Consider the following 25,898-nt stretch of genomic DNA (forward strand, 5'->3'; position numbering starts at 1 on the left):
CACGGGGACGGTCGCCGGCCTCACGAACGTCCGCACACGGCTGGTCGGGGACCGTGAGGGCGTGGCAGCGGATGCTGTCGTCGGTCTCGCCAGGGCCTGGTCGACGGCCTGGAGGCTCGTCAAGCGTGGGTGGGCAGAGGTCTCGGCCGTGGTCACCGGCTTGGGATGGACGGTGGCGGCACTCACGCTGGTCGCGTTCGTGCTCGGGTACCGGTTCGGACTGCGCGAGGTCGTCGTGGTCGGCTTCGCGGGTGCGGTCCTGGTGGTCGTCGCCGCGGTCGCGCTGATCGGTCGGTCACGTCTGGTGATCCGGATGCGGTTGCCGCAGCACCGGGTGGCGGTGGGGGACCCGGCTGGTGTCGTGGTCACGGCCGAGAACCCGGTCCGGCTGCCGTCGGTCCCGATCACCGTGGAGGTGCCGGTGGGCGCGGGTCTGGTCGACGTGGCGATCCCGTCGATCGGCTCCCGTGGGACCTTCGAGCAGGAGGTCCCGGTGCCGACGGTCCGGCGCGGTGTGCTCGACGTGGGTCCGGTGACCGGTGTCCGTGCGGACCCCGTCGGCCTGGTGCGCCGCGAGATCGTGTGGACCGCACGGGAGCAGGTCATCGTGCACCCGCGGACCATCGCGATCCCGTCCACGAGCACCGGACTCGTGCGGGACCTGGAGGGCCAGGCCACGACGGACCTCTCGCCCTCGGACATCGCCTTCCACGCGATCCGCGAGTACATGCCCGGCGACGACCCGCGCACGATCCACTGGAAGTCGACGGCGAAGTCGGGCGCGCTGATGGTCCGCCAGTTCGAGGACACCCGGCGGTCGCACCTCGTGGTCGCGTTGGGTCTCTCGCGCGCCGAGTTCGCCGACGACGAGGAGTTCGAGCTCGCGGTCAGCGCAGCGGCGTCCCTCGGCACCCGGGCGATCCGGGACGGCCGGGAGGTCTCCGTCGTCGTCTCCGAGCGCACGCCCGAGTTCGCGAAGCGCGCGGTGTACGCCGTCCGTTCGTTGCCCACCGTCACCCCGACGCGACTGCTGGACGACTTCGCGTCGGTCGGCCTCGCGGACGCCTGCCTGCCGGTCGCCGAGGTGTCGCGCATCGTCGGCAACGACACCGCGGGCATCTCGGTCGCGTTCCTCGTGGTCGGGTCGACCGTCGAGCTGCCCGCACTGCGGCTGGCGGCGACACGGTTCCCCGTCGGGGTCGAGGTCGTCGCAGTGATCTGCGAACCCGAGGCGCAGCCCCGGTTCCTCCGCGTCGCCGGACTCACCGTCATGACGATCGGCTACCTGGACGACCTGCGCCACGCGCTGCACCGATCGGCGGCGGCCGCATGAGCGTCGCAGCGTCCCCCGACACCCGGGCACGGAAGACGGTCCGCCGCGACGCCCGCCGGCTCGCACCGTCACGGCTGGTGGGCGGGACCCTCGCGACCTGGTTGCTGCTCGCCGTGGCGAGCGTCGCCTGGTGGCCGGTCTACCGCGACGACTCGATGATCGTCGCCGCCGTGACCGCGGTGGTCTTCGGCACCCTCGTCGCCCTCGTCGGTACCGTCTTCCGGCTCCCGACCGCGGTCGTCGCCGTGGCGACCGTCGCGGTGTTCGCCCTGACCGGAGTCCCCGCTGCCGTCCCCGGCCAGGCCAACGGGGTCCTGCCGACCGGGCAGGGCCTGGTCGACCTGTTCGCGGGCGTCGCCCTCGGCTGGAAGCGGTTGGTGACCATCAGCCTGCCGGTCGGGTCCTACGAGGCGCTGCTCGTGCCGTTCTTCGTGACGTTGCTCGTCGCGACGGTGACGGCCGTGAGCGTGGCGACCCGTGCCTCCAGGCAGGAACTGGCCAGCATCCCGGCGCTGGTGCTCTTCGCGGCCGGTGTCGTGGTCGGGCCGAGCCGGCTGGACACGTCGATCGTGACCGCAGTCGTGCTCACCGGGATCGCGCTCGTGTGGGCGCTGACCGTGCGGCACGTGCGGCGGGCGGTCGCCGTGGCGACCACCATCGGTGCCCGGGTGCCCCTCGTGCGCTCGGTCCTGCGACCCGCCCTCGTCGGGACCGGGACCATCGTCGCCGCGGCCGTCGTCGCGACCGGGCTCGGGCTCGTCGCACCGCCATCGGCCGGGAGGACCGTCGCCCGGACCGACGTGGTGAAGCCGTTCGACCCGCGGGACTACGTCAGTCCGCTGAGCGGGTTCCGCGCGTACGAGGAGCAGACGGAGGCCGAGACGGCGCAGTTGCGGGTGACCGGGCTGCCGGCGAACGGGTTCGTGCGGATCGCGACCCTCGACACGTACGACGGGGTGGTGTACCGGGTCGGTGGTGCCGACGGTTCGACCGCGTCCGGGACGTTCGAGCGGGTACCGACGTCGGTCGACGTCCGCGGGGTGCAGGGCCGCACCGTCCGCGTCGGCGTGACCGTCGACGGGTACAGCGGCGTGTGGCTCCCCACCGTCGGGGACCTCGAACGGGTGGAGTTCACCGGGTCGGGCGCAGAGAAGGAGCGCGGCGCGTTCTTCTACAACGGTTCCACCGGGACCGGCGCGGTCGTGGGAGGGGTCGGCGACGGGACGCGGTACGACCTGACGGCGGTGGTGCCCGACCAGCCGACCGACGACCAGCTCGCCTCCGCACGACCGGGCACTGCGTCCGTCCCGACACCGCGCTCGGTGCCCGACGCGGTCCGCGACACCGTGGACGCGTCCACGGCCGACGCGGAGACCGACGGCGCGAAGCTCGTCGCGATGGTGCAGGACCTCAAGCGGAACGGGTACGTCAGCCACGGTGTCGGCGACGACCGCGCGAGTCGCTCCGGCCACGGAGCGGACCGGATCCAGGAACTCCTCACGTCGCCGTTGATGATCGGCGACCAGGAGCAGTACGCGGCGGCCGCTGCCCTGATGGCGAACCAGATCGGGTTCCCGGCACGGGTGGTGATGGGGTTCTCTGCCGGCGGTGACGCGGGCGGGAACGCTGCCACGGGGACGACCTCGGGCGGGACGACGACCTTCCGCGGCTCGGACGTCACCGCACGGGTGGAGGTCGACACGGCGCAGTGGGGGTGGGTCATGATCGACCCGAACCCGACCGTGCGCGACATCCCGGACGAGCAGCAGCAGACACCGCAGCCGGTCACCCGGCCGGAGACCGTCGTCCCGCCGCCCCCGGCCGAACAGCAGGACCAGTCGCAGCAGGCGCCGCCGCAGAGTGACCGCAACACGCCGCCCGTCCAGCCGCTCTGGCTGCAGATCCTGCTCGCCGCCCTGCCGTGGGTGCTCGCCACGCTCGGCTTCGTCGCGCTGGTGCTGCTGCCCTTCGGTGTCATCGTGCTCCTCAAGCGGATCCGCCGTCGGCGACGACGCCGGGCTCCGACGCCACGAGCACGGATCGTCGGCGCATGGGACGAGTACCGCGACGCACTCGTGGACCGCGGGCACGACGTCGAGCGTTCCGCGACCCGGCGCGAGGCGGTCGTCGGCGCACCGGGCGACGGCGGTACGGGTCTGGCCGCGCTCGCTGACCGGTCCGTGTTCGGCCCGAACGACGCCGACGTCACCGCGGCCGACCGGATGTGGTCCGCCGCGGACGACGCGATCGCGAGCCTGCGGGCCGGCCGGACGCGCAAGGAGCGCATCCGCGCGGCGGTGTCGCTCAGGTCCCTGCGGATCGCCGACGCCTCGAGATCGGCCGGGGCCTCCGTGGCATCGGTCGTCGGCCGACGCGGTTCGCGCTCCGCTGACGGCCAGGGTCCGGGGGAGCCGCGTGACTACGATGGCCTGCAGGCCGGCGAGCGTCGTGGACGGCCGAGTGAGGACAGAGGCAACCCGTGATCAGATGCGAACACTGCGGATCGATGCTCCCGGACGGAGCGATCTTCTGCGGTGAGTGCGGGCGTGCGGTGACCGCTGCGGCGAGCCGGCGACCTGCCGCTCAGCCGCCGGTCGAACAGGCTCCGCCGCCGCCACTGCAGCAGCCCGACGTGCACGGACGCCGCCAGGACCCGGCCACCGACGCCTGGTTGCCCGAAGCGACCCTCGACCCCGCCACCCGCGCGTGGCTCACCGGCGCGGACCGCGCCGACGAACAGCCGCCGGCCGCCGTGTCCGTCCAACGTCCCGACGACTACGCCCCGCGTACGGCGCCGACGCACGTGCACGGCGCGGGCTCCGGTCTCACGGACTGGTCCGGTCAGCAGCAGCGCGGGGCCGACGTCCCGCCGGCGCCGTCCCAGCCCGAGGCGCCGCGGCCACCGGCGGCCCCGGTGCAGCCGTTCGCGCCGGAACCGGTCGAGCCGCCGCTCGACCCGAACGCCTTCCCGTCCGAGCCGGAGGACCCCGAGGTCACCCGCCTCGCCGAATGGCCCGAGTCGGACACCCCTGTGTGGAGCCGTCCCGAGGAGCAGGCACCGCCCGCCGCCCCCGCCGGGCCGTCCTGGTGGGTCGGGCGGTCGGGAGCCCAGGCTGCCGAGTCCGCCGAGGACACCAGCGTCGAGTCCGTCGAGGCGCCCGCGGTGCCGTCGCCGCCCCAGGCGAACGACACCGCCGTCGTCGAGCCCCTCGTCGACCGTCGTCCACTCCGCCCGACACCCCTCGTGACGCCGGTGAACCAGGCGACCACCTGCCACGTGTGCGGGCACCGACTGGAACCGGACGACATCTTCTGCGCCGAGTGCGGGGCAGTGCGTCCGGCCGTGACGGCTGCCTTCACCGGCCCGATCGTCCCGCTGCCGATGGACCGGCCGGACTGGGCGGCGGACGACTCTGCCGATACCGATACCGATGCCGATGCCGCAGTCGGGGTGGCCGGCGCCGACGCCGCGGGCGAGGCGGCCAGCGCCGCCGACGGTCCGGTCCAGGGGTCCCCGTCGTCGGACGACGTCGTCGAGTCGGCGACCGAGACGGCGACCGACCCGTCCACCGAGGCACCCTCCGACACCGAGGGGGAGCTGCCGGAGACGACCCCGCGTGCCCCCCTCCGACAGCGCGGCGTCCACGCGGCCCCGCTCGCCGACCAGGCACCGGACGACGTCACGGACGACATCCCGCACGCTCCGACGGCACCCGGGTCCGCGACCCACTCGTCATCGGCGCCGTCCGCCCCGGACACCGCCGCGATGGGTGTCCCGGTCGCAGCCCCGCTGCCGCCGGTACCCGGGATGACCGGCCCCGTGCTGCCGCTGCCGACGTCCGACGACGGTCCGACGAGCGCCGACGGCGACCTCGAGGACGACGTCGACGAGACCCGCATCGTCACGAAGACCCCGACCCGCGCGCCGTTCGTCCTGCACTTCAGCACGGGCGAGCGCTTCGGCGTGCACGGCACCGGCCTGGTCGGACGGCTCCCGCGTCCGCAGCCGGGCGAGCGGTTCGACGACCTGCTGACCGTGCACGACCCGGGCAAGTCCGTCTCGAAGACCCACCTCGAACTCGGTCGTGACGGCGACGACCTGTGGGTGTCCGACCGGTTCTCCGGCAACGGCACCGTCGTCCGGCACATCGACGGCTCGATCCGTCGCTGCGAGCCGGGTCGTCGCTACCGGGTGGAGCGTGGCGCGCGCGTGGACATCGGGGAACAGTTCTTCCTGGTGCAGTGACGCAGGGGGCTCTTCCTCAACATGGGAGGCCCTGTGCTGTTCTGTGCACAGCTCACGTCGGATGATCCCGACGCTCGGGTGTTCGTGGTGCGCTGAGGGGATGACAGCCTTCGCCGCTCGTTGCCTCCTGGTGGGGGCGGCGGTCGTCGTGGGAGTCGTCGGCGTCGTGGCACCCGTTGCCGGGCCGTCACGGGTGGCGCTCTTCGTCGCAGCAGCGTGCTGCGCGGTGATCGACGTCCTGCTCGTCCGCGCCACCCGAGCCGCGGCGGCCGGAGCGGAGTGGCCGACCGACGTGCCCGTCGCGACCGACGGCCCAGTGGCGATGGTGTCGGGGCCGTCCGACGACGCCCGGCTGCCCGCGCCGCCGACGATCGTGCTCGGATCGACCGATGACGGGCGATCGATCGGCGTCGAGGGTCCGGGGCACGCCCACATCGCGGTCGTCGGCACCGGCGTGCTCGCGGTGGCGGTGTTCCGTGCGGTCGCCGCGCAAGTCCGCACGGCCACGGTGGCCTCAGGGGCGTCGGCCCGGGTCGCGAGCGCGCCAGACCTCCGGACCGTCGTCGCCGGCCCGGGCGAGCCGTGTCCGCCGATGCCCGCCGGCACCGCGGCTCTCGTCAGCGACGCCGAGGGCCGCCGCACCACGACGGTGGTGCTCGTCGCCGGACTCGGGCAGGTGCCGAGGGTTTGGGACGTCGCGGTCGAGGTCACCCGGTACGGCTGCTCCGTGCGTCGGCACGACGAGCCGATCGGCGTCCCGGTGTCACCGGTGCTTCCGGAACTCGACCCGTGACCTGCGGACCGGAACGGTCAGCGGAGCCCGTCGCCCGCGCGCAGGACGCCCACGGGTACGCCGCCACCGAGGACCTTCTCGCCGGTCGCGGCCATCACGTCCGCCACGCCGGCAGCGTCCACGAAGCCGTTGCGCTCGAGCAGGGTGAGCGCCGCGAGGGTACCCGCGCGCTGCGCACCGTCGAGGGTCTTCACCGCGACGGCCGCACCGCCGGGCAAGCCCATGACCATGACACCCTCGGCGCCGAGCTTCGCGAGCACCCGCAGCCGCTCGATCGTGACGGTGTTCGCCCGGCCGATGCCGTCGATCGCCCACGGGTGGTCGAGCACTGCGTCGGTGAGCGCCGCGGTGTCGGACTCTGCGCGCGCGACGACCCCCGCGAACCCGCGGGCGAGTCCGGCCAGGGTGAGCGGGAACACGGGGGCTCCGCACCCGTCCGTGCCCACCACGTCGACGGTCTCGTGCGTGAACTCCTCGACGGTGGCACGCACGCGCTGCTGCAGCGGGTGGGCGATGTCGAGGTAGGTTTCCTCGTCCCACCCGTTGACGCGGCAGGCCGCGAGCATGCCGGCGTGCTTGCCGGAACAGTTCATCGCCAGACGCCGGGGTTCGGTCATGGTGCGCGCGGTCGACCGGTCGAACGGCAGGTCCGGCGGGCAGCCGAGGTCGGCCTCGACGTGGTCGAACGACTCGAGCATGTGGAGCGCGATCGCCTGGTGCGCGGCGGTACCGGCGTGGCTCGCCGTGGTGAGGACGAGTTCCTCGTCGGAGAAGACCGCACCGGCGCGCCGGATCGCGAGCGCCTGGAACGGCTTCATCGTCGAGCGGGGGTAGATGCTCGCCTGCACGTCGCCGACGGAGTCGATGACGGTGCCGTCGGCGGACACCACCACGCCGGCGCCGACGTGGCGGCTCTCGTCGAACCCGTTGCGGTCGAGGACCGCGAGTTCGACCGACCCGTCGGCGGTGAGAGGATGGCGATCAGTGCGGACGTCGGGGCTCACCGTCATGCCGCAATCGTACCGAGCCGGCGTCCCGCAGTCGTACCGAGCGGCGACCACCGGCCCGTGAACCCGCAGTCGTACCGAGCCGAAGGGGCACACCGTGACCGACCACTCCTACGAGGTCTCCGTCCGCTGGACCGGCGACCGCGGCACCGGCACGAGCGGCTACCGCGAGTACGGCCGCGATCACGACGTCCTGGCCACCGGCAAGCCCGACATCGCGGGCTCTGCCGACCCGACGTTCCGCGGTGACCGCGACCGGTGGAACCCCGAGGAACTCGTCGTCGCCGCCCTCGCGCAGTGCCACATGCTCAGCTACCTGCACGTCGCCGTGACGCAGGGCTTCACCGTCGTCGACTACGAGGACCGCGCGACCGCGAGCCTGAACCTCAACCGGGACGGCTCCGGCGAGCTGACCGAGGCCACTCTGCACCCGGTCGTGACCATCCTCGAGGCGGACCGCGTCGCCGACGCCGAGGCAGCCCACGCCACGGCGTCGGAGCTCTGCTTCATCGCTCGGTCGGTCGCGTTTCCTGTGCACCACGCGCCGCACACCAAGGTGCGTGCGGCAGACTAGGTCCTCGTGAAGCGTCTGCGTCTGCTCCCGATCGCCCTCGTCCCCGCCGTCGTGCTGGGACTCGCCGCGTGCTCCGGATCCGGTTCGTCCGGGTCGTCGGCCACGCCGAGTGCGTCGTCGAGCGCCACCGCTGCGGCGATCACGGCGTGCCCCGATCCCGGTTCGGCATCGAAGGGGATCGACGTCAGCGGCGCGTTCGGGGGCACGACCGCGCCCACCGTGCAGTTCGACAAGGGCCTGTCGGCGAAGAAGCCGCAGGCCAGCACCGTCGTGCAGGGCAAGGGCAAGGCACTCAAGGACGGCGACTACGCGCAGGTGTCGTACAGCGTGTACCAGGCTTCCGACGCCAAGAAGCTCGGCACGGTCGGCTTCGACCAGGGCAACCCGCAGGTGCTGTCGGTCGGCGGCACCGGGTTCGGCGCGCTGCTGGCGTGCGCGAACGTCGGCGACCGCATCGCCGCGGTCGGCCAGTCCTCGGCGCTCGGCTTCAACACCGGCGGCGAGATCGTGGTCGTCGCCGACGTGGTCGCGCAGACCCCGACGAAGTCGAACGGCACCCCGCAGACGCAGGACCCGAAGCTCCCCACCGTCAAGGACAAGGCCGACGGCGAACCGGAGATCACGATCCCGAAGGGCGTCGCGGCGCCGACGAAGACCACGCCGGAGGTCATCAAGCAAGGCACCGGCGCCACGATCGCCGACGGCGACACCGCGCTCGTCCAGTACAAGGGCGTCGTGTACGACACCGGCAAGGAGTTCGACTCCTCGTGGTCGAAGGGTGCCCCGACGACGTTCACGATCTCCGAGGGCTCGCTCATCAAGGGCTTCGTGACGGGCCTGGTCGGCCAGAAGATCGGGTCGCAGGTCCTCATCGTCGTCACCCCCGAGGACGGCTACGGTGCGAACCCGGCCGAGGGCTCGGGCATCCCGAAGAACGCCACGCTCGTCTTCGTCGTCGACATCCTCGCCAAGGGCTGACCCGTGACGACGACCGGCGCCACGGACCGTTCCGCGGCGACCGCGAAGCGCCGCATCGTCATCCTCGGCAGCACCGGCTCGATCGGCACGCAGGCCCTCGACGTCGTCGCTCGCAACCCGGACCGCTTCGAGGTCGTCGGCCTCACCGCCGGCAGCAACCGTGCCCTCGTCGCCGAGCAGGCCGAGCGCTTCGGCGTCCGTGACACCGCGTTCGGCGCCGAGGAGTCGGAACACCTCGTGCGCAGCGTCGAGGCCGACGTCGTCCTCAACGGCATCACCGGCTCGGTCGGCCTCGGTCCGACCCTGGCCGCGCTCGAGTCCGGCGCGACGCTCGCCCTGGCGAACAAGGAGAGCCTGATCGTCGGCGGTCCGCTCGTGCAGGCCGCGGCGGCCCCCGGGCAGATCGTCCCCGTCGACAGCGAGCACTCCGCGATCGCCCAGGCGCTCCGTTCCGGCGCGCCGGACGAGGTCCGCCGGCTGGTCCTCACCGCGAGCGGCGGTCCGTTCCGCGGCCGGTCGCGCGCCGAGCTCCGCGACGTGACTCCCGCGCAGGCGCTCGCGCACCCGACGTGGGACATGGGCCTGGTCGTGACGACGAACTCCGCGACGCTCGTGAACAAGGGGCTCGAGGTCATCGAGGCCCACCTGCTCTTCGGCGTCCCGTACGACCGCATCGACGTCACGGTGCACGCGCAGTCGATCGTGCACTCGATGGTCGAGTTCGTGGACGGTTCGACCATCGCTCAGGCATCGCCGCCGGACATGCGGTTGCCGATCGCGCTCGGCCTCGCGTGGCCGGACCGCGTCCCGCACGTCGGCGTGCCACTCGACTGGACGACGGCCAGCACCTGGACGTTCGAGCCGCTCGACACCGACGCGTTCGGTGCCGTCGCGCTCGCGAAGCGCGTCGGCGAGCTCGGCGGCACGTTCCCCGCGGTGTTCAACGCCGCGAACGAGCAGGCGGTCGCCGCGTTCCACGCGGGTGCGATCGGTTTCCTCGACATCGTCGACACGGTCGAGCGGGTGGTCGGGGAGCACACGCCGGGGGAGTCCTCCCTGCAGGGCGTGCTGGCAGCGGAGCGCTGGGCGCGCACCGCGGCGGACCGCGCGCTGTCCCGCTGACGGACTGGAGGCACGACTCACCTCCCAGGGTGCGCTCGGCTCCGTCATGGCGAGCGTCCCGTACCCTTTCCCGGTGACCGTCGAATCCGTCCTGCTCTTCGTCCTCGGCGTGGTCGTCTTCATCATCGGCCTGTTGGTCTCGATCGGACTCCACGAGCTGGGACACCTGTCCTTCGCGAAGCTGTTCAACGTCAAGGTGACGCAGTACTCGCTGGGCTTCGGCAAGGCGATCTGGTCGTTCCGGCGGGGCGAGACGGAGTACGGCATCCGCCCGATCCTGCTCGGCGGCTACATCTCGATGGTCGGCATGCTGAAGCCGCGGGCCTCGGGGCGGGCGAACGCGATCACGAACACCGGCATGTACGGCGCCTTCGTGCAGGACGCGCGGCAGGCGAGCGCCGAGCAGATCGCGGACTCGGGCGGCGACGACTCCCGGGCGTTCTACCGGCTGATCTGGTGGAAGCGCATCATCGTGATGGTCGCCGGTCCCGCGATGAACCTCGTGATCGGCATCTTCCTGTTCGGGGTGCTGCTCGTCGGGTTCGGCGCGCCCACGACGACGTTCACTTCGAGCGTCGACTGCGTCCTGCCGACGAGCCAGGCCACCACGTGCGCCTCGGGCGATGCGGTGTCCCCGGCGAAGCAGGCCGGCATCCGGTCCGGCGACGTCGTGCTGTCGGTCGACGGCAAGCAGGATCCGACCATCACCGAGGTCTCCGAGGTGTTCCAGGAGTCCGCGGGCAAGGACGTCACCGTGGTCGTGGAGCGCGACGGTGCCGAGAAGACGCTGCACATCACGCCGACGACCGCGACGCGTGACGTCTACACGGCCGACGGCACGGTCGCGAAGAACGACGACGGCAGCACGAAGACGCAGCAGGTGGGCGTGGTCGGGGTGAGCATCGGGCAGTCGCTCGTGCGGCAGTCGCCCGCCACGGTGCTGCCGGCCACGGGGGCGCAGATCTCGGCGTCGGCCCACCTGATCATCGACCTCCCGCAGCGACTCGTCGCCGTGTGGAACGCGGCCTTCGGCGCGCAGGAACGGTCGCAGGACAGCCCGGTCTCGGTGGTCGGCGTCGGACGGGCGATCGGCGAGGTCTCGTCGATGAGCGGCGTACCGGTGATCGACAAGGCGTACACGATCCTCGGGCTCCTGGCGTCGCTCAACATCGGGCTGTTCGTGCTGAACATGGTGCCGCTCCTGCCGCTCGACGGCGGGCACATCGCCGGTGCCCTCTGGGAGGCCGTGAAGCGCCGTTCGTTCAAGCTCGTCGGCAAGGCGGATCCGGGACCGATCGACCTCGCCAAGACCATGCCGCTCACGATGGTCGTGGTGGTCCTGCTCGCCGGCATGAGCGCGCTGCTCATCTACGCCGACATCGTGCGGCCCGTGAACCTGTTCGGCTAGTCGCGCGGCGCGGACGGAGCACTACGCTCAGTCCATGAGCACAGCTCCGGAAGTCCGCACGGTCGAGCGGCAGGGCACCGACGTCATCGCCGAGTCCGACCGGAAGGGACGTCCGAGGGACCTCTTCTGGCCGTGGTTCGCCGCGAACATCTCGGTGCTCGGTCTTGCCTACGGGTCGTTCGTCCTCGGGTTCGGCATCTCCTTCTGGCAGGCCACGATCGTCTCCGTCATCGGGGTGGCGTTCTCGTTCCTGCTGTGCGGGATCGTCGCGATCGCCGGCAAGCGGGGATCGGCACCGACGATGGTCCTCGGTCGGGCGGCGTTCGGCGTCCGTGGCAACCGGCTGCCGGCCTTCTTGAGCTGGATCCTCACGGTCGGGTGGGAGACCGCGCTCGCGTCGCTGGCCGTCCTCGCGACGTCGACGGTGTTCCGCGAGCTCGGCTGGGACGGCGGTGTCCTGACGAAGCTCGTCGCGCTCGTGGTGGTCGCTGCGCTCGTGGTCGGTGCCGGCATCGCCGGGTTCGACGTGATCATGCGACTGCAGACCTGGATCACCGTGATCACCGCCGTGCTCACGATCGTCTACGTCGTGCTCGCGCTGCCCTCGATCGACCTCGGTGCGATCGCCGCACTGCCGTCCGGGAGCGCCCAGAACGTGGTCGGGGCCCTCGTCCTCGTGATGACCGGTTTCGGGCTCGGCTGGGTGAACGCCGCGGCGGACTACTCGCGGTACCTGCCCCGGTCGGCCTCGACCCGCGGGGTCGTCTGGTGGACGACCTTCGGGGGTGCACTCGCGCCGATCGTGCTCGTCGTGCTCGGTGTCCTGCTGGCCGGGTCGTCGAAGGACCTCAACGCGGCGATCGGCGCCGACCCGATCGGTGCGCTCACGACGGTGCTGCCGGTGTGGTTCCTCATCCCGTTCGCGCTCGTCGCGGTGCTCGGGCTGGTCGGTGGCGCCGTGCTCGACATCTACAGCTCCGGGCTGGCGCTGCTGAGTGCCGGCATCCGCATCCCGCGTCCGGTGGCTGCCGGGGTGGACGGCGTGTTCATGGTCGCGGGCGCCGTCTACGTGGTGTTCTTCGCCGACTCGTTCATCCAGCCGTTCCAGGCGTTCCTCGTCACGCTGGGCGTCCCGATCGCCGCGTGGTGCGGGGTGTTCGTCGCCGACGTCGTGATCCGCCGGGCGCCGTACGCCGAGGGTGAGCTCGAGGACCGACGTGGACGCTACGGCGACGTCCGGTGGCTCGCCGTCGGCCTCGTCGTCGTCGGGACCGCGCTCGGCTGGGGGCTCGTGACGAACACCTACGGCGTGCCTGCCTGGCTCAACTGGCAGGGGTACCTGCTCGAGCCGTTCGGCCTCGGCGGGCGCACCGGCGCGTGGGCCTACGCGAACCTCGGTGTCCTCGTGGCGCTCGTCGTCGGGTTCCTCGGGACCCTGCTCTTCGCCCGCGGGTCGGTCCGTCGGCAGGAGCAGGCATGAGCGCGGTCGACGCGGCGGTCGCGGGTGTGCCCGACGACGCGTGGCTCGTCGTGGTCGACATGCAGGAGGTCTTCACCGGCGACAGTCCCTGGGCCACCCCGCGCTACGACCACGCCGCCGCGGGCATCGAGCGGTTGCTCCCGCGGTTCACCGGCCGCACGGTCTTCACCCGTTTCGTCGCACCGGAGCACCCGCAGGGTGCCTGGGTGCCGTACTACCGCGACTGGCCGTTCGCGCTCGTGCCGCACACCGACCCCGTCTGGGACCTGACCGAACCCTTCCGGACCGCCGCAGCCGACCGACGTGACCCCGTCGTCACCGCGACGAGCTTCGGCAAGTGGGGGACGGGCCTCCAGGAGGTCACCGGTGACCACCCGCACCTCGTCCTGGTCGGCGTGTCCACCGACTGCTGCGTCCTGTCCACCGCCCTGGCGGCCGCGGACGCCGGCGCCACCGTGACCGTCGTGGCGGACGCGTGCGCCGGCGCGAGCGACGACGACCACGAGCGGGCCCTCGCGGCGATGCGGCTCTACGCACCCCTCATCACGGTCGTCTGATCCGAACGCCCGACCACTGCGCGTAGAGTGCACCTCGTGCCTGCAGTGAACCTCGGTCTGCCGAAAGTCCCCGAAACCCTCGCCCCGCGCCGCAAGTCCCGGCAGATCCGGGTCGGCAAGGTGCTCGTGGGCGGCGACGCGCCGGTGTCCGTCCAGTCGATGACCACGACGCCGACGACGAACATCAACGCCACCCTGCAGCAGATCGCGGAGCTCACGGCATCCGGTTGCGACATCGTCCGTGTGGCGGTCCCGACGCAGGACGACGCCGACGCGCTGCCGATCATCGCGAAGAAGTCGCAGATCCCGGTCATCGCCGACATCCACTTCCAGCCGAAGTACGTCTTCCAGGCCATCGACGCCGGATGCGCCGCGGTCCGAGTGAACCCGGGCAACATCCGGAAGTTCGACGACCAGGTCGGTGCCATCGCCCGCGCCGCGAAGGACGCCGGCGTGTCGCTCCGCATCGGGGTCAACGCCGGATCGCTCGAGCCGAGCCTGCTCCAGAAGTACGGCAAGGCCACACCCGAGGCGCTCGTCGAGTCCGCCGTGTGGGAAGCCAGCCTGTTCGAGGAGCACGACTTCCACGACTTCAAGATCTCGGTCAAGCACAACGACCCGATCGTCATGGTCAAGGCCTACCGGCAGCTCGCAGCCGCGGGGGACTGGCCGCTGCACCTCGGCGTGACCGAGGCCGGACCGGAGTTCCAGGGCACCATCAAGAGCGCGACGGCGTTCGGCATCCTGCTCGCCGAGGGCATCGGTGACACGATCCGCGTGTCCCTCTCCGCCCCGCCCGCACAAGAGGTGAAGGTCGGTCTGCAGATCCTGCAGTCCCTGAACCTCCGCGAGCGCAAGCTCGAGATCGTCTCCTGCCCGAGCTGCGGCCGCGCGCAGGTCGACGTGTACCAGCTGGCGAACGACGTCACCAAGGGCCTCGAGGGCATGACCGTCCCGCTCCGCGTCGCCGTCATGGGCTGCGTCGTGAACGGCCCGGGCGAGGCCCGCGAGGCCGACCTCGGCGTCGCGTCGGGCAACGGCAAAGGCCAGATCTTCGTCAAGGGGCAGGTCATCAAGACCGTGCCCGAGGCTGAGATCGTGGAGACGCTCATCACCGAGGCGAACCGTCTCGCCGAGGACATGGGCCCCGCGGCCGGCACCGGCAAGCCCCTCGTCGTCACGTCCTAGCACCCGCCCCGCGCGCCGCTAGGCTTGCCCCGTGGTCACACGGCTTTCGCATCTCTTCCTCCGTACGCTCCGCGACGATCCCTCCGACGCCGAGGTGACGAGCGCGAAGCTGCTCGTCCGCGCCGGCTACGTCCGTCGCCAGGCCCCGGGCATCTTCGCCTGGCTGCCGCTCGGCCTCCGGGTCCGTGCGCGCATCGAGGGCATCATCCGCGACGAGATGGTGGCAGCCGGCGCGCAGGAGGTCCTGCTCCCGGCGCTCCTGCCGCGCGAGCCGTACGAGGCGACGAACCGCTGGACCGAGTACGGCGACGGCATGTTCCGCCTGCAGGACCGCAAGGGTGCCGACTACCTCCTGGCCCCCACGCACGAGGAGATGTTCGCGCTCCTGGTGAAGGATCTGTACTCGTCGTACAAGGACCTCCCGGTGACGCTGTTCCAGATCCAGGACAAGTACCGCGACGAGGCCCGTCCCCGCGCCGGTCTGCTGCGCGGCCGCGAGTTCACGATGAAGGACGCGTACTCGTTCGACCTCACCGACGAGGGCCTCGAGCGCAGCTACCAGGTCATGCGCGACGCGTACGAGAAGATCTTCGCCCGGCTGGGCCTCGAGTACGTCATCGTCAAGGCGGACGCCGGGGCGATGGGCGGCTCGAAGTCCGAGGAGTTCCTGCACCCGATCGGCGTCGGCGAGGACACCTTCGTCCGCAGCGCGAACGGCTACGCGGCGAACGTCGAGGCGTACGTCGCCCCGGTGCCCGACGCCCTGCCGATCGAGGGGCAGCCGGAGCCCGTGCTCCTGCCCGAGTCGGACACGCCGACGATCGACACGCTCGTCGCCCACGCGAACGAGGTCGCCCCGCGCGACGGCGCGCCGTGGAGCGCCGCCGACACGCTGAAGAACGTCGTCCTCGCCCTGACCCACCTCGACGGCACCCGCGAGGTCGTCGTGGTCGGCCTCCCCGGTGACCGCGACGTCGACCTCAAGCGCGCCGAGGTTGCATTCGCGCCGGCCGAGGTCGAGGCGGCGGGCGACGACGACTTCCGGAAGCACAAGGGCCTGGTCAAGGGCTACATCGGCCCGCAGGTCCTCGGTGCCGACAGCGCCACGGGCATCCGCTACTTCGTCGACCCGCGCGTGGTCGACGGCACCGCGTGGATCACCGGAGCGAACGAGCGCGGCGTGCACGTCTCCGGCCTGGTCGCCGGACGTGACTTCGTCGCCGACGGTGTGGTCGAGGCGTCCGACGTGCGTGCGGGCGACCCGGCGCCGGACGGCTCCGGCCCCCTCGAGACCGCTCGTGGCATGGAGATCGGGCACGTCTTCCAGCTCGGCCGCAAGTACGCCGAGGCGCTCGGCCTCAAGGTGCAGGACGAGAACGGCAAGCTCCGCACGGTCACGATGGGCTCGTACGGCATCGGCGTGACGCGCATCCTCGCGATCCTGGCCGAGGCGCACAACGACGAGAAGGGCCTCGCCTGGCCGAAGAACGTCGCCCCGTTCGACGTGCACGTGGTCGCGACCGGTAGGGACGAGGTCGCCTACGAGCTGGCGACCGAGCTCGTCTCCCAGCTCGAGGGCGAGCGGTTCGAGGTCGTGTACGACGACCGGCCGAAGGTCTCGCCGGGCGTCAAGCTCCGCGACGCTGAACTGCTCGGCATGCCGATCGTGGTGGTCGCCGGTCGCGGCGCAGCCGACGGCGTCGTCGAGCTGTGGAACCGCGCGAGCGGCGAACGCCGCGACGTGCCGGTCGCCGAGCTGCTCGACGCGGTGCGCGCGATCTAGCGGGTCACGTCCTCGACGCGACGGCAAGACGGACGGGAGGCGCGGTGCCAGCTGGCACCGTCCCTCCCGTCTCGGCCGTCACCCCGCTGGCGCGGTGCGCCGGTACCGGCGGGTGGGGCGCACCTCCCGTCCGTCGTCGGGCCGGGTCCGCGACCCGCAGTGCGGTAGTCTGGTCGCCGACTTCCGCGCGGTTCCATCCGCGGGAGCGACTCATCTGAATACGGAGGCCCTCGGTGAAGATCGATCTCGCAGTCCTGCGACTCATGGAGCGTGAGCGGGAGATCCCGTTCGACGAACTCGTCCAGATCATCGAACAGGCCATCCTGACGGCGTACCAGAAGCACCGCACGGAGAACGAGGAGCCCGTCGACGCGGACGTCCGCGTCGAGCTCGACCGCAAGTCCGGCGAGGTCTCGGTCTACGTGCCCGAGCGCGACGACGAGGGCACCGTGATCGGCGAGGCCGTCGACCAGCCCAGCGACTTCGGTCGCATCGCCGCGTTCGCCGCCAAGCAGGTCATCAACCAGCGTCTGCGCGACATCGGCGACGACAAGATCCTCGGCGAGTTCCGCGGCAAGGAAGGCGACATCGTCGCGGGCATCGTCCAGCAGGGTCCGAACCCGAAGATGGTGCACGTCGACCTCGGCACGGTCGAGGCGATCCTGCCGCCGGAGGAGCAGGTGCCGGGCGAGGACTACAAGCACGGGTCCCGCATCCGCGTGTACGTCACGAGCGTCGGTCGCGGTGCCAAGGGTCCGCAGATCACGGTGTCCCGCACGCACCCGGGCCTGGTCCGGAAGCTGTTCGCCCTCGAGGTCCCGGAGATCGCCTCCGGCGTCGTCGAGATCACCTCCCTCGCTCGCGAGGCCGGCCACCGCACGAAGATCGCGGTCAAGGCGAACGAGCCGGGCGTGAACGCGAAGGGTGCGTGCATCGGCGAGCTCGGTGCCCGCGTGCGCGCCGTGACGACGGAGCTCGGTGCCGAGAAGATCGACATCGTCGACTACTCGTCGGACCTCGCGTCGTTCGTCGCGAGCGCCCTGTCGCCCGCCAAGGTCACGAGCGCCTTCGTGCTCGACGCCTCGACGAAGGCCGTCCGTGCCCTCGTGCCGGACTACCAGCTGTCGCTCGCGATCGGCAAGGAGGGGCAGAACGCTCGCCTCGCCGCCAAGCTCACGGGTGCCCGGATCGACATCCAGCCGGACTCGATCCTGGACGGCGAGGACTGACGGTTTCGCTCGCGGCATGTCCGGTCCGGGCGTGCCGGATCGCGGTCGTCGGAGGGGAGGAGTAAGGTGGTTCCCGTCAGAACATGCATCGGCAGTCGTCGTCGTGCTCCCCGGTCCTCCCTCCTCCGTGTCGTCGCCCTGAGTGACGGTCGCGTCGTGGCGGACCCGAAGGCAGTCATGCCGGGTCGGGGAGCCTGGCTCACACCGACGGTCGAAGCACATGATCAGGCCACCAAGCGCAGGGCTTTCCGCCGGGCGCTCCGGCTGGATCATGAACCGGACACGTCCGCGGTGCGTGACTACCTCGAAGCGCTCAGCGCTGAGGGACAGGCACGTCACCAGGACACGACAGAACAGGCTGAACGGCTTATGGACAACTGATGAGCGGCTCGAAATGAGACCCGTCATCCATTGAGTCCTGCCCCTTGCACGGGGTGGGACCCGTGAAGGAGAACAGTGGCAAAACCACGCGTACACGAGATCGCATCCGAACTCGGTGTCGACAGCAAGACCGCAATGGAGAAGCTCAAGGAACTCGGCGAATTCGTCAAGGGCCCGAGCTCGAGCGTCGAACCCCCCGTCGCACGCAAGCTCCGCGCTGCACTGCAGGCTGACGGCGCCTCGGCGTCGAAGCCGGCCGCGGCACAGACCCCGAGTGCGCCCGCCACGGCGGCCGCACCGAAGTCGAGCGCACCGAAGCCGGGCGGCCCCCGCCCGGGTCCGGCGCGTCCGGCACCCACCCCCGAGCCCGAGCCCGAGGTGCAGGCGCCCGCCGCCGACGTGCCGACGCCGGCGGCGCCGAAGTCCGTCGCACAGCGGCAGGCCGAGGCCGAGGCCGCGCGGAAGGCCGCCGCTGCCGAGAAGGCCGCCGCCGAGAAGTCCGGCGACGCCGGTGACGGCGCAGCCCCCGAGGCGAAGAGCGACGCCGTCAAGCCCGGTGGCGCTCCGAAGCCCGGTGCAGCAGCCGGTCCGAAGCCGGGTGGCCCGAAGCCGGGCGCACGCCCGGGCAACAACCCCTACGCGTCGAGCCAGGGCATGGGCTCCCGCCCGCCGCGTCCGGGCAACAACCCGTACTCGTCCAACCAGGGCATGGGCCAGCGTCCCGCCGGTGGTGCCGGTGGCGGCAACGGCATCCCGCGCCCCGCTCCGCCGCGTCCGGGCGTTCCCCGTCCGGGTGCTCCGCGTCCCGGTGGTCCCGGTCAGGGCAACCGTCCGAACGGCTTCGGGCAGCGCCCGGGCCAGGGTGGCGGCGGTCGTGGCGGCCCCGGTGGTCGTCCGGGCGGTGCCGGTGGAGCCGGTGGCGGCTTCCCGCGTCCGGCCTTCAGCGGCCCGCGTCCCGCCGGTGGCGGTGGCCGCGGTCGTGGCCCCGGTGGCGGTACCGCTGGTGCGTTCGGTCGCGGTGGCGGCAAGAGCCGTGCCCGCAAGTCGAAGCGGACGAAGCGCGCCGAGTACGAGATGCGGCAGGCGCCGTCGCTCGGTGGTGTGCAGGTCCCTCGCGGTGACGGCAACACGGTCGTGCGACTCCGTCGTGGTGCGAGCATCTCGGACTTCGCGGACAAGATCGACGCGAGCCCCGGCAACCTGGTGACGGTGCTGTTCCACCTCGGTGAGATGGCGACCGCGACCGAGTCGCTGGACGAGGCCACGTTCGAGGTCCTCGGCGACGAGCTGGGCTACAAGATCCAGATCGTCTCGCCCGAGGACGAGGACAAGGAGCTCCTCGAGGGCTTCGACATCGACATCGACGCCGAGTACGCCGACGAGGACGACTCCGTCCTGCAGCAGCGTCCCCCGGTCGTCACCGTCATGGGCCACGTCGACCACGGTAAGACCCGCCTGCTCGACGCGATCCGGAACTCGAAGGTCGTCGAGGGCGAGGCCGGTGGCATCACCCAGCACATCGGTGCGTACCAGATCGTCACCGAGCACGAGGGCATCGAGCGTCCGATCACGTTCATCGACACCCCGGGTCACGAGGCCTTCACGGCCATGCGTGCCCGTGGTGCGCAGGTCACCGACATCGCGATCCTCGTGGTCGCGGCGGACGACGGCATCATGCCCCAGACGATCGAGGCGCTGAACCACGCCCAGTCGGCGAACGTGCCGATCGTGGTCGCGGTGAACAAGATCGACAAGGAAGGCGCGAACCCGGCCAAGGTCCGCCAGCAGCTCACCGAGTACAACCTGGTGGCCGAGGAGTACGGCGGCGACGTCATGTTCGTCGACGTCTCGGCTCGTCAGAACATCGGTATCCAGGAGCTCCTGGACGCCGTGCTGCTGACCGCCGACGCCGGTCTCGACCTGCGTGCGAACCCCGACAAGGACGCCCGAGGCGTCGCGATCGAAGCACGGCTCGACAAGGGCCGTGGTGCGGTGGCGACCGTCCTCATCCAGTCCGGGACGCTGCACGTCGGCGACGCCATCGTGGCGGGTACGGCCTACGGCCGGGTCCGTGCGATGACCGACGAGAACGGCGTGGCGGTCAAGGCCGCGACGCCGAGCCGCCCGGTCCAGGTGCAGGGTCTGTCCTCGGTGCCCCGCGCCGGTGACACGTTCCTCGTCACCGAAGAGGACCGCACGGCACGTCAGATCGCCGAGAAGCGTGAAGCCGCCGAGCGCAACGCCCAGCTGGCCAAGGCCCGCAAGCGCATCTCGCTCGAGGACTTCACCCGCGCACTCGAAGAGGGCAAGGTCGACTCGCTCAACCTCATCATCAAGGGTGACGTCTCCGGTGCCGTCGAGGCACTCGAGCAGTCGCTCCTGGACATCGAGGTCGACGACAGCGTCCAGCTCCGCATCCTGCACCGCGGTGTGGGTGCGATCACGGAGTCGGACATCGACCTGGCCACGATCGACAACGCGATCGTCGTCGGCTTCAACGTCCGCCCGGACGTCAAGGCCCGCGAGCGTGCGGCGCGCGAAGGCATCGACGTGCGCTTCTACTCGGTCATCTACAACGCACTCGAGGACATCGAGCAGTCCCTCAAGGGCATGCTCAAGCCCGAGTACGAAGAGGTCCAGTCGGGTGTCGCCGAGATCCGCGAGGTGTTCCGTTCCTCCAAGTTCGGCAACATCGCGGGTGTCATCGTCCGCTCCGGCACGATCACGCGCAACGCCAAGGCGCGCGTCATCCGCGAAGGCGTGGTGCTCGCCGATGGTCTGGCCATCGAGTCGCTGCGTCGCTTCAAGGACGACGTGACCGAGGTCCGCACGGACTTCGAAGCCGGTATCGGTCTGGGCAAGTTCAACGACATCCAGATCGGCGACGAGATCGAGACCACCGAGCTCGTCGAGAAGCCGCGCGACTAGTCGCGTGAGTACCCTGGGCCCCGGTCTCCTTCACGGGAGGCCGGGGCCCAGCCCCGTTCCAGAGCAAGACATCGCCACAGGAGGCACCCATGGCCGATCCGCAGCGCGCACGCAAGATGGCGGACCGCATCAAGGAAGTCGTCGCACGCCGACTCGACAAGGGTCTGCGTGACCCCCGGCTCGGGTTCGTGACGATCACCGACGTCCGCGTGACCGGTGACCTGCAGCACGCCTCGATCTTCTACACGGTGTACGGCACCGACGAGGAGCGTGCCGACTCGGCAGCAGCGCTCAAGGCCGCGACGGGCATGCTCCGCTCGGAGGTCGGCAAGAACATCACGGCGCGGCTCACCCCGTCGCTCGAGTTCATCGCCGACGCCCTGCCGGAGACCTCGGCGCACATGGAGGACCTGCTCGTGCAGGCCCAGGTGCGCGACGAGCAGGTGCGTGCGGCGGCGGCCGGTGCGAGCTACGCCGGTGACGCCGACCCGTACAAGCACGACGAGGACGAGGACGAGGACGGCGACGCCGACGAGGCGCGCGCCTGACCCGTCCGGTCAGCCCTCGGGAAGCCGGTAGCCGCTCGCGTCGTCCCCGACGGCCAGTCCGTCGCGCAGGAGCGACGCGAGCGCCCGGTCCCGTTGCTCGGCATCGGGCCACACCGGCTCGATCTCGTCCCGTGTGACGGGGACGTCGCTCGCGCGGAGCTCCGCCATGATCAGCCCGCGCACCTGCCGGTCGCTGCCGGCGAACTTCGCCTGCTTCGGCGCGCGCGGCCCCTCGTGCTCCGGGTAGCCGGCGGCCCGCCACGCGCAGCGGTCCGCGATCGGGCACGCGTCGCACGCGGGGGAGCGGGCGACGCAGACGAGCGCGCCGAGCTCCATCACGGCGGCGTTCGTCGCCGCGGCGTCGTCACGGTCCGCGGGCAGCACGGACTCCATCAGCGGGAGGTCCTGCTTCGCCTTCGCCGGGCCGGGTTCGCCCTGGCCGAGCAGGGCGCGCGCGAGGACGCGCCGGACGTTCACGTCGACGACCGGGTGCCGGTCGCCGTACGCGAAGACCGCGACAGCGCGAGCCGTGTAGTCACCGATGCCGGGCAACGCCAGCAGCGCGTCGACGTCCCGTGGCACGACGTTGTCGTGCTGCTCGGCGATCGCCGTCGCGGCCGCGTGCAGCGCGAGCGCGCGTCTCGGGTAGCCGAGCCGGTCCCAGGCACGCACCGCGTCCGCCGGGGGTGAGGCCGCGAGGTCCGCAGGCGTCGGCCACCGGGTGAGCCATGCCTCCAGGCGGGGGATGACGCGCGCCACCTGCGTCTGCTGCAGCATGATCTCGCTGACCAGGGTTCCCCACGCGGGGAAGCCGGGACGGCGCCACGGCAGGTCCCGCGCCTCGGCGCGGAACCAGGCGATGAGCGGTGTCGCGATGTCCGTTCCCGGGGTCGCGTCCTGTGGACGGGTCGGGTTGTCCACATTCGGACTGGAGGCACGACTCGCGTTCACCACGACAGCCTACGGTGGGCACATGGCACGTTGGGCACCCCAGGAGACCGACACCATGGCCGCGATCGCGGCCGAGGTGATAGCACAGGTCGGCACGAACCGGACCGTCGTCGGCATCGACGGACAGGACGGCGTCGACCTCGAGCGCGTGGCCTCCGGGCTCGTCGACGGATTCCAGCAACACGGAGTGTCCGCGATGGCCGCCGCGGCGCCCTCGGGCGACGCCGACGAGCTCCGCTCCGGACTCGTCGCGCCGTTCCGGTCGACGGGCGAGGGGCCCGGCGTGCTCGTCGTGCACGGACACGGCGTGCTCGCGCACGGTACCCGAGCGCTGTGGCGGTGGTCGATGTGGGTGGAGCAGGAATCCGGACGGCTCGAACGCCGGGCGGACGTCAAGATCGCTGCCTCTGCCGTGCTCGACGTCACCGACCCCGAGCACCCACGTCGGGAGTGGAACGACGCCTGCTGACCGGCACGACCGCTGGTAATCTCCTCTGGTGCTCGAAACCGCGCCCGACGGCATCCTCCTCGTCGACAAGCCGCAGGGGATCTCCAGCCACCGGGTCGTCTCGATCGCCCGACGTCGGCTGGGGCTGAAGAAGGTCGGCCACGCCGGCACGCTCGACCCGATGGCGACCGGCCTGCTGCTCCTCGGCATCGGCTCGTCGACCCGACTGCTGACGCACCTCGTCGGCCTCGGCAAGACGTACACGGCGACGATCCGTCTGGGCGTCTCCACCGATTCCGACGACGCTGACGGCGCGCCGACCGTGGCCGTCGGCACCGCGTCCGCCGACGTCTCGGACGCCGCGGTCGAGACGGCCGTGGCCGCGCAGCGGGGCGAGATCGAGCAGGTGCCGTCGACCGTCAGCGCCATCAAGGTGGACGGGCGTCGTGCGTACGACCTCGCGCGCAAGGGCGAGGAGGTCGTCCTGAAGTCCCGACGCGTGACGGTCTCCCGCTTCGACGTGACCGGACGGAACGAGCGCGTCGTGTCGGTGGACGGCGCCGACGTCACCGTGGTCGACCTCGACGTGGTCGTCACCTGCTCCTCCGGTACCTACGTCCGCGCGCTCGCCCGTGACGTCGGTGCCGCGCTCGGCACCGGGGCGCACCTGACCGCGCTCCGGCGCACCGAGGTCGGGCCGTTCGACGTCGACGACGCGATCGACCTCGAGGACGAGTCCGTCGACGTCCGAGCAGCCCTCGCCCGGCCGGCCGACGTCGCCCGACGCCTCTTCTCCTCGGTGACCCTCGACGCCGCGGCGGCGAAGGACCTGACCGACGGCAAGCGCGTCGCGGCCGACCACCCCGACTCCGACGGCCCGGTCGCCGCGGTCGCCGCGGACGACGACCGCCTGGTCGGACTCGTGTCGGTCCGGCGCGGACTGCTCCGGGTCATCACGAACTTCCCGACGCCGACGGGGGTGCGCGCGTGATCGAGTGGTTCATGTGGGTGCAGCTCGTCATCGCGGTCGTCGCGGGGCTGTTCGCCGTGGTCGTCGGCTTCATCGGGTGGAAGCCCAACGACTACACGGTCGGGTCGCTCGTCCTGGTCGAGCTGCTGCTCCTGGCGCAGGGCGTCATCTCCCTCGTGCTCCCCGCCGTCGGCAGCCCGCCGAAGGGCAACGGGCTCGAGTTCGGCGTGTACGCGGTGTCGGTGCTGCTCGTCCCGCCGGCGACCATTGTCTGGGCGCTCATCGACCGGACGAAGTGGAGCACCGTGGTGCTCGGCGCCGGCGCGTTCACCGTCGCCGTGATGGTCTACCGGATGTACCAGATCTGGTTCGCCCTGAACTGATCCCGGTGTCGGGCCGAGCCGATCGTCGCGGTGCGTCATGGGTCGGCCGGACCGTCGGTAGAATCGGTGCAATGGCGACCAGATCCTCACTCGCGACGGGCATCGGCCGCGTCCTCATCGCCGTGTACGGCATCCTCGCGCTGGCGGCGACCGGGCGGAGCGTCGTCCAGATCATCGAGAAGTTCGACTTCGCGCCGTTCGCGTACACGCTCAGCGCCATCGCGGCCGTCGTGTACATCGTCGCGATGATCGCCCTGATCGTCCCCGGTCGGGCCTGGTACCGGGTCGCCTGTGTGACGATCGTGTTCGAGATGACCGGCGTCCTGGTCATCGGGACCCTGTCGCTCTTCGACCGTGCGCTGTTCCCCGACGACACGATCTGGTCGTACTACGGCATGGGCTACGCCTTCGCACCCCTCGTGCTGCCCGTGGCCGGCCTGTGGTGGCTGCGGAAGCACCACCGCACCGCGGTGACCGCCGACACGACGCCGTCCACCGTGACGGCCGGCGAGTAGGGGAGCGGCATGCAGTACTACGACGACACCGCCGACGTGGCGCAGGGCTTCGGGCCCAGTGCCGTGACGATCGGCAAGTTCGACGGCGTGCACGTGGGGCACCGCGCGGTCATCGCGCACCTCGAGCGCGCCGCCCGTGAGCACGACCTCGTCTCCACCGTCGTGACGTTCGACCGGCACCCGCTCAGCGTCATCGAGCCGGGCAAGGTGCCTCCAGCGCTGACGAGCATCGCGCAGCGCCGTGAGCTCCTCGACGACGTGGGGGTCGACGCGACGCTGCTCCTCCGCTTCGACCACGAGCTGCAGTCGAAGGCGCCGGAGGCGTTCGTCTCCGAGATCCTCGTCGACACCCTGCACGCCCGGCTGGTGTTCGTCGGCAGTGACTTCCGGTTCGGCGCGAAGGGTGCCGGCGACGTCACGCTGCTGCGCGCCCTGGGGGAGCAGCACGGGTTCACCGTCGAGCTCATCGACGACGTCGACCTGGTGGACGACGTCCGGCCGGACGGCGAGCGTCGGGTCTCGTCCACGTGGATCCGTGAACTCCTCGGTGACGGCCGCGTCGCCGAGGCGGCACGGCTCCTCGGTCGCGAGCACGCCGTCCGGAGCATCGTCGTGCACGGCAACGAGCGAGGCCGCGCGATGGGGTACCCGACCGCGAACCTCGACCCGGCGTGCGAGGGCTTCGTCCCGGCGGACGGTGTCTACGCCGCCCGGGTCCTGCACGACGGCACGGTGTACCCGGCGGCGGTGTCGGTGGGGAACAACCCGACGTTCGAGGGTGTGCCGGCGAAGCAGATCGAGGCGCACCTGCTCGACGTCGAGATCGACCTGTACGGCGAGACCATCTCGGTCCTGTTCGTCTCCTACGTCCGGGGCATGGTGAAGTTCGACTCGATGGACGAGCTCGCGGCGCAGATGCGGCAGGACGACCGGGACATCCGAACGCTCCTGGGCCTGCCCGCGGTCGTCTGACCGCCGGAGCGTCCTCGCACACTGCGCGCGCCGCGCGCCGCGTGCCCGTACGACGAAGCCCCCGCGGGGCCCCGCGCCCGCGGGGGTGTGGCCGCGGGCGGGGG

23 protein-coding genes and 1 pseudogene are annotated in these 25,898 nt (G+C 71.5%); 22 read left to right on the forward strand and 2 right to left on the reverse strand.

The window, feature by feature from the left end:
- The first annotated feature begins 61 nt into the window (after positions 1-61).
- From FS532_RS01045 to FS532_RS01060, 5 genes and pseudogenes are all read left to right on the forward strand, one after another.
- Positions 62-1,333 carry a DUF58 domain-containing protein gene (locus tag FS532_RS01045; protein WP_260852479.1) on the forward strand — a complete coding sequence of 424 codons (1,272 nt, stop codon included), beginning with the start codon at positions 62-64 and terminating at the stop codon, positions 1,331-1,333.
- Entirely contained in the window at positions 1,330-3,816 is a 2,487-nt protein-coding gene (locus tag FS532_RS01050; protein WP_144749573.1) for a transglutaminaseTgpA domain-containing protein, read from the forward strand. Before FS532_RS01045 ends, FS532_RS01050 begins: the two co-directional genes overlap by 4 nt.
- Positions 3,813-3,881: pseudogene (locus tag FS532_RS19155) on the forward strand (zinc-ribbon domain-containing protein); the annotation flags it as partial. The gene FS532_RS01050 and the pseudogene FS532_RS19155, both read left to right, overlap by 4 nt.
- An 84-nt stretch (positions 3,882-3,965) precedes the next feature.
- Positions 3,966-5,579, forward strand: coding sequence for an FHA domain-containing protein (locus FS532_RS01055; RefSeq protein ID WP_222121938.1), 1,614 nt, complete (start codon positions 3,966-3,968; stop codon positions 5,577-5,579).
- 100 nt (positions 5,580-5,679) lie between these two features.
- Positions 5,680-6,372, forward strand: coding sequence for a hypothetical protein (locus FS532_RS01060; protein WP_144749577.1), 693 nt, complete (start codon positions 5,680-5,682; stop codon positions 6,370-6,372).
- Between the two features lie 17 nt (positions 6,373-6,389).
- On the opposite strand, the gene FS532_RS01065 is transcribed toward FS532_RS01060, so the two are convergent.
- Positions 6,390-7,382 (reverse strand): asparaginase, encoded by a 993-nt coding sequence (locus tag FS532_RS01065; protein WP_144749579.1) that lies wholly within the window; start codon positions 7,380-7,382, stop codon positions 6,390-6,392.
- 94 nt (positions 7,383-7,476) lie between these two features.
- Between FS532_RS01065 and FS532_RS01070 the strand changes: the two genes are divergently transcribed.
- From FS532_RS01070 to rbfA, 12 genes are all read left to right on the forward strand, one after another.
- On the forward strand, positions 7,477-7,953 hold the full coding sequence (locus FS532_RS01070; RefSeq protein WP_144749581.1) for an OsmC family protein: 477 nt from the start codon (positions 7,477-7,479) through the stop codon (positions 7,951-7,953).
- A gap of 6 nt (positions 7,954-7,959) precedes the next feature.
- Positions 7,960-8,931, forward strand: a complete 972-nt coding sequence (locus tag FS532_RS01075) for an FKBP-type peptidyl-prolyl cis-trans isomerase (protein ID WP_144749583.1) — start codon at positions 7,960-7,962, stop codon at positions 8,929-8,931.
- 3 nt (positions 8,932-8,934) lie between these two features.
- On the forward strand, positions 8,935-10,053 hold the full coding sequence (gene dxr, locus FS532_RS01080; protein WP_144749585.1) for a 1-deoxy-D-xylulose-5-phosphate reductoisomerase: 1,119 nt from the start codon (positions 8,935-8,937) through the stop codon (positions 10,051-10,053).
- 73 nt (positions 10,054-10,126) lie between these two features.
- A complete protein-coding gene (locus tag FS532_RS01085) occupies positions 10,127-11,461 on the forward strand; it encodes a M50 family metallopeptidase (protein ID WP_186321860.1) in 1,335 nt (444 codons plus the stop codon).
- Positions 11,462-11,495: 34 nt separating this feature from the next.
- Positions 11,496-12,941: a purine-cytosine permease family protein gene (locus FS532_RS01090; protein ID WP_079236188.1), complete on the forward strand. Its 1,446-nt coding sequence runs from the start codon at positions 11,496-11,498 to the stop codon at positions 12,939-12,941.
- Complete coding sequence (locus tag FS532_RS01095) at positions 12,938-13,498, forward strand: cysteine hydrolase family protein (protein ID WP_144749589.1); 561 nt, start codon at positions 12,938-12,940, stop codon at positions 13,496-13,498. The genes FS532_RS01090 and FS532_RS01095 overlap by 4 nt, the downstream gene beginning before the upstream one ends.
- A gap of 57 nt (positions 13,499-13,555) precedes the next feature.
- Entirely contained in the window at positions 13,556-14,686 is a 1,131-nt protein-coding gene (gene ispG / locus FS532_RS01100) for a flavodoxin-dependent (E)-4-hydroxy-3-methylbut-2-enyl-diphosphate synthase (RefSeq protein WP_079238924.1), read from the forward strand.
- A gap of 31 nt (positions 14,687-14,717) precedes the next feature.
- On the forward strand, positions 14,718-16,469 hold the full coding sequence (locus tag FS532_RS01105; RefSeq protein WP_144749591.1) for a proline--tRNA ligase: 1,752 nt from the start codon (positions 14,718-14,720) through the stop codon (positions 16,467-16,469).
- Between the two features lie 233 nt (positions 16,470-16,702).
- On the forward strand, positions 16,703-17,698 hold the full coding sequence (gene nusA / locus FS532_RS01110) for a transcription termination factor NusA (RefSeq protein ID WP_144749593.1): 996 nt from the start codon (positions 16,703-16,705) through the stop codon (positions 17,696-17,698).
- A 66-nt stretch (positions 17,699-17,764) separates the two neighbouring features.
- Entirely contained in the window at positions 17,765-18,079 is a 315-nt protein-coding gene (locus FS532_RS01115) for a YlxR family protein (RefSeq protein WP_144749595.1), read from the forward strand.
- Positions 18,080-18,154: 75 nt separating this feature from the next.
- On the forward strand, positions 18,155-21,007 hold the full coding sequence (gene infB / locus FS532_RS01120) for a translation initiation factor IF-2 (protein WP_144749598.1): 2,853 nt from the start codon (positions 18,155-18,157) through the stop codon (positions 21,005-21,007).
- An 89-nt stretch (positions 21,008-21,096) separates the two neighbouring features.
- On the forward strand, positions 21,097-21,555 hold the full coding sequence (gene rbfA / locus FS532_RS01125; protein WP_144749600.1) for a 30S ribosome-binding factor RbfA: 459 nt from the start codon (positions 21,097-21,099) through the stop codon (positions 21,553-21,555).
- A gap of 9 nt (positions 21,556-21,564) precedes the next feature.
- Here rbfA and FS532_RS01130 read toward each other — a convergent pair whose 3' ends face one another.
- Entirely contained in the window at positions 21,565-22,431 is an 867-nt protein-coding gene (locus FS532_RS01130) for an A/G-specific adenine glycosylase (RefSeq protein WP_144750751.1), read from the reverse strand.
- Between the two features lie 97 nt (positions 22,432-22,528).
- Here FS532_RS01130 and FS532_RS01135 point away from each other — a divergent pair, with 97 nt between their 5' ends.
- From FS532_RS01135 to FS532_RS01155, 5 genes are all read left to right on the forward strand, one after another.
- Positions 22,529-22,975 carry a hypothetical protein gene (locus FS532_RS01135; protein ID WP_144749602.1) on the forward strand — a complete coding sequence of 149 codons (447 nt, stop codon included), beginning with the start codon at positions 22,529-22,531 and terminating at the stop codon, positions 22,973-22,975.
- A 28-nt stretch (positions 22,976-23,003) separates the two neighbouring features.
- Entirely contained in the window at positions 23,004-23,945 is a 942-nt protein-coding gene (gene truB, locus FS532_RS01140) for a tRNA pseudouridine(55) synthase TruB (RefSeq protein WP_144749604.1), read from the forward strand.
- Complete coding sequence (locus FS532_RS01145) at positions 23,942-24,307, forward strand: hypothetical protein (RefSeq protein ID WP_079236179.1); 366 nt, start codon at positions 23,942-23,944, stop codon at positions 24,305-24,307. Before truB ends, FS532_RS01145 begins: the two co-directional genes overlap by 4 nt.
- 71 nt (positions 24,308-24,378) lie before the next feature.
- Positions 24,379-24,822 carry a hypothetical protein gene (locus FS532_RS01150; RefSeq protein WP_144749606.1) on the forward strand — a complete coding sequence of 148 codons (444 nt, stop codon included), beginning with the start codon at positions 24,379-24,381 and terminating at the stop codon, positions 24,820-24,822.
- Positions 24,823-24,831: 9 nt separating this feature from the next.
- Complete coding sequence (locus FS532_RS01155; protein WP_144749608.1) at positions 24,832-25,794, forward strand: bifunctional riboflavin kinase/FAD synthetase; 963 nt, start codon at positions 24,832-24,834, stop codon at positions 25,792-25,794.
- Positions 25,795-25,898 lie beyond the last annotated feature (104 nt).

Origin of the sequence: Curtobacterium pusillum, assembly GCF_007673235.1 — a bacterium.
Lineage (GTDB): Bacteria > Actinomycetota > Actinomycetes > Actinomycetales > Microbacteriaceae > Curtobacterium > Curtobacterium pusillum_C.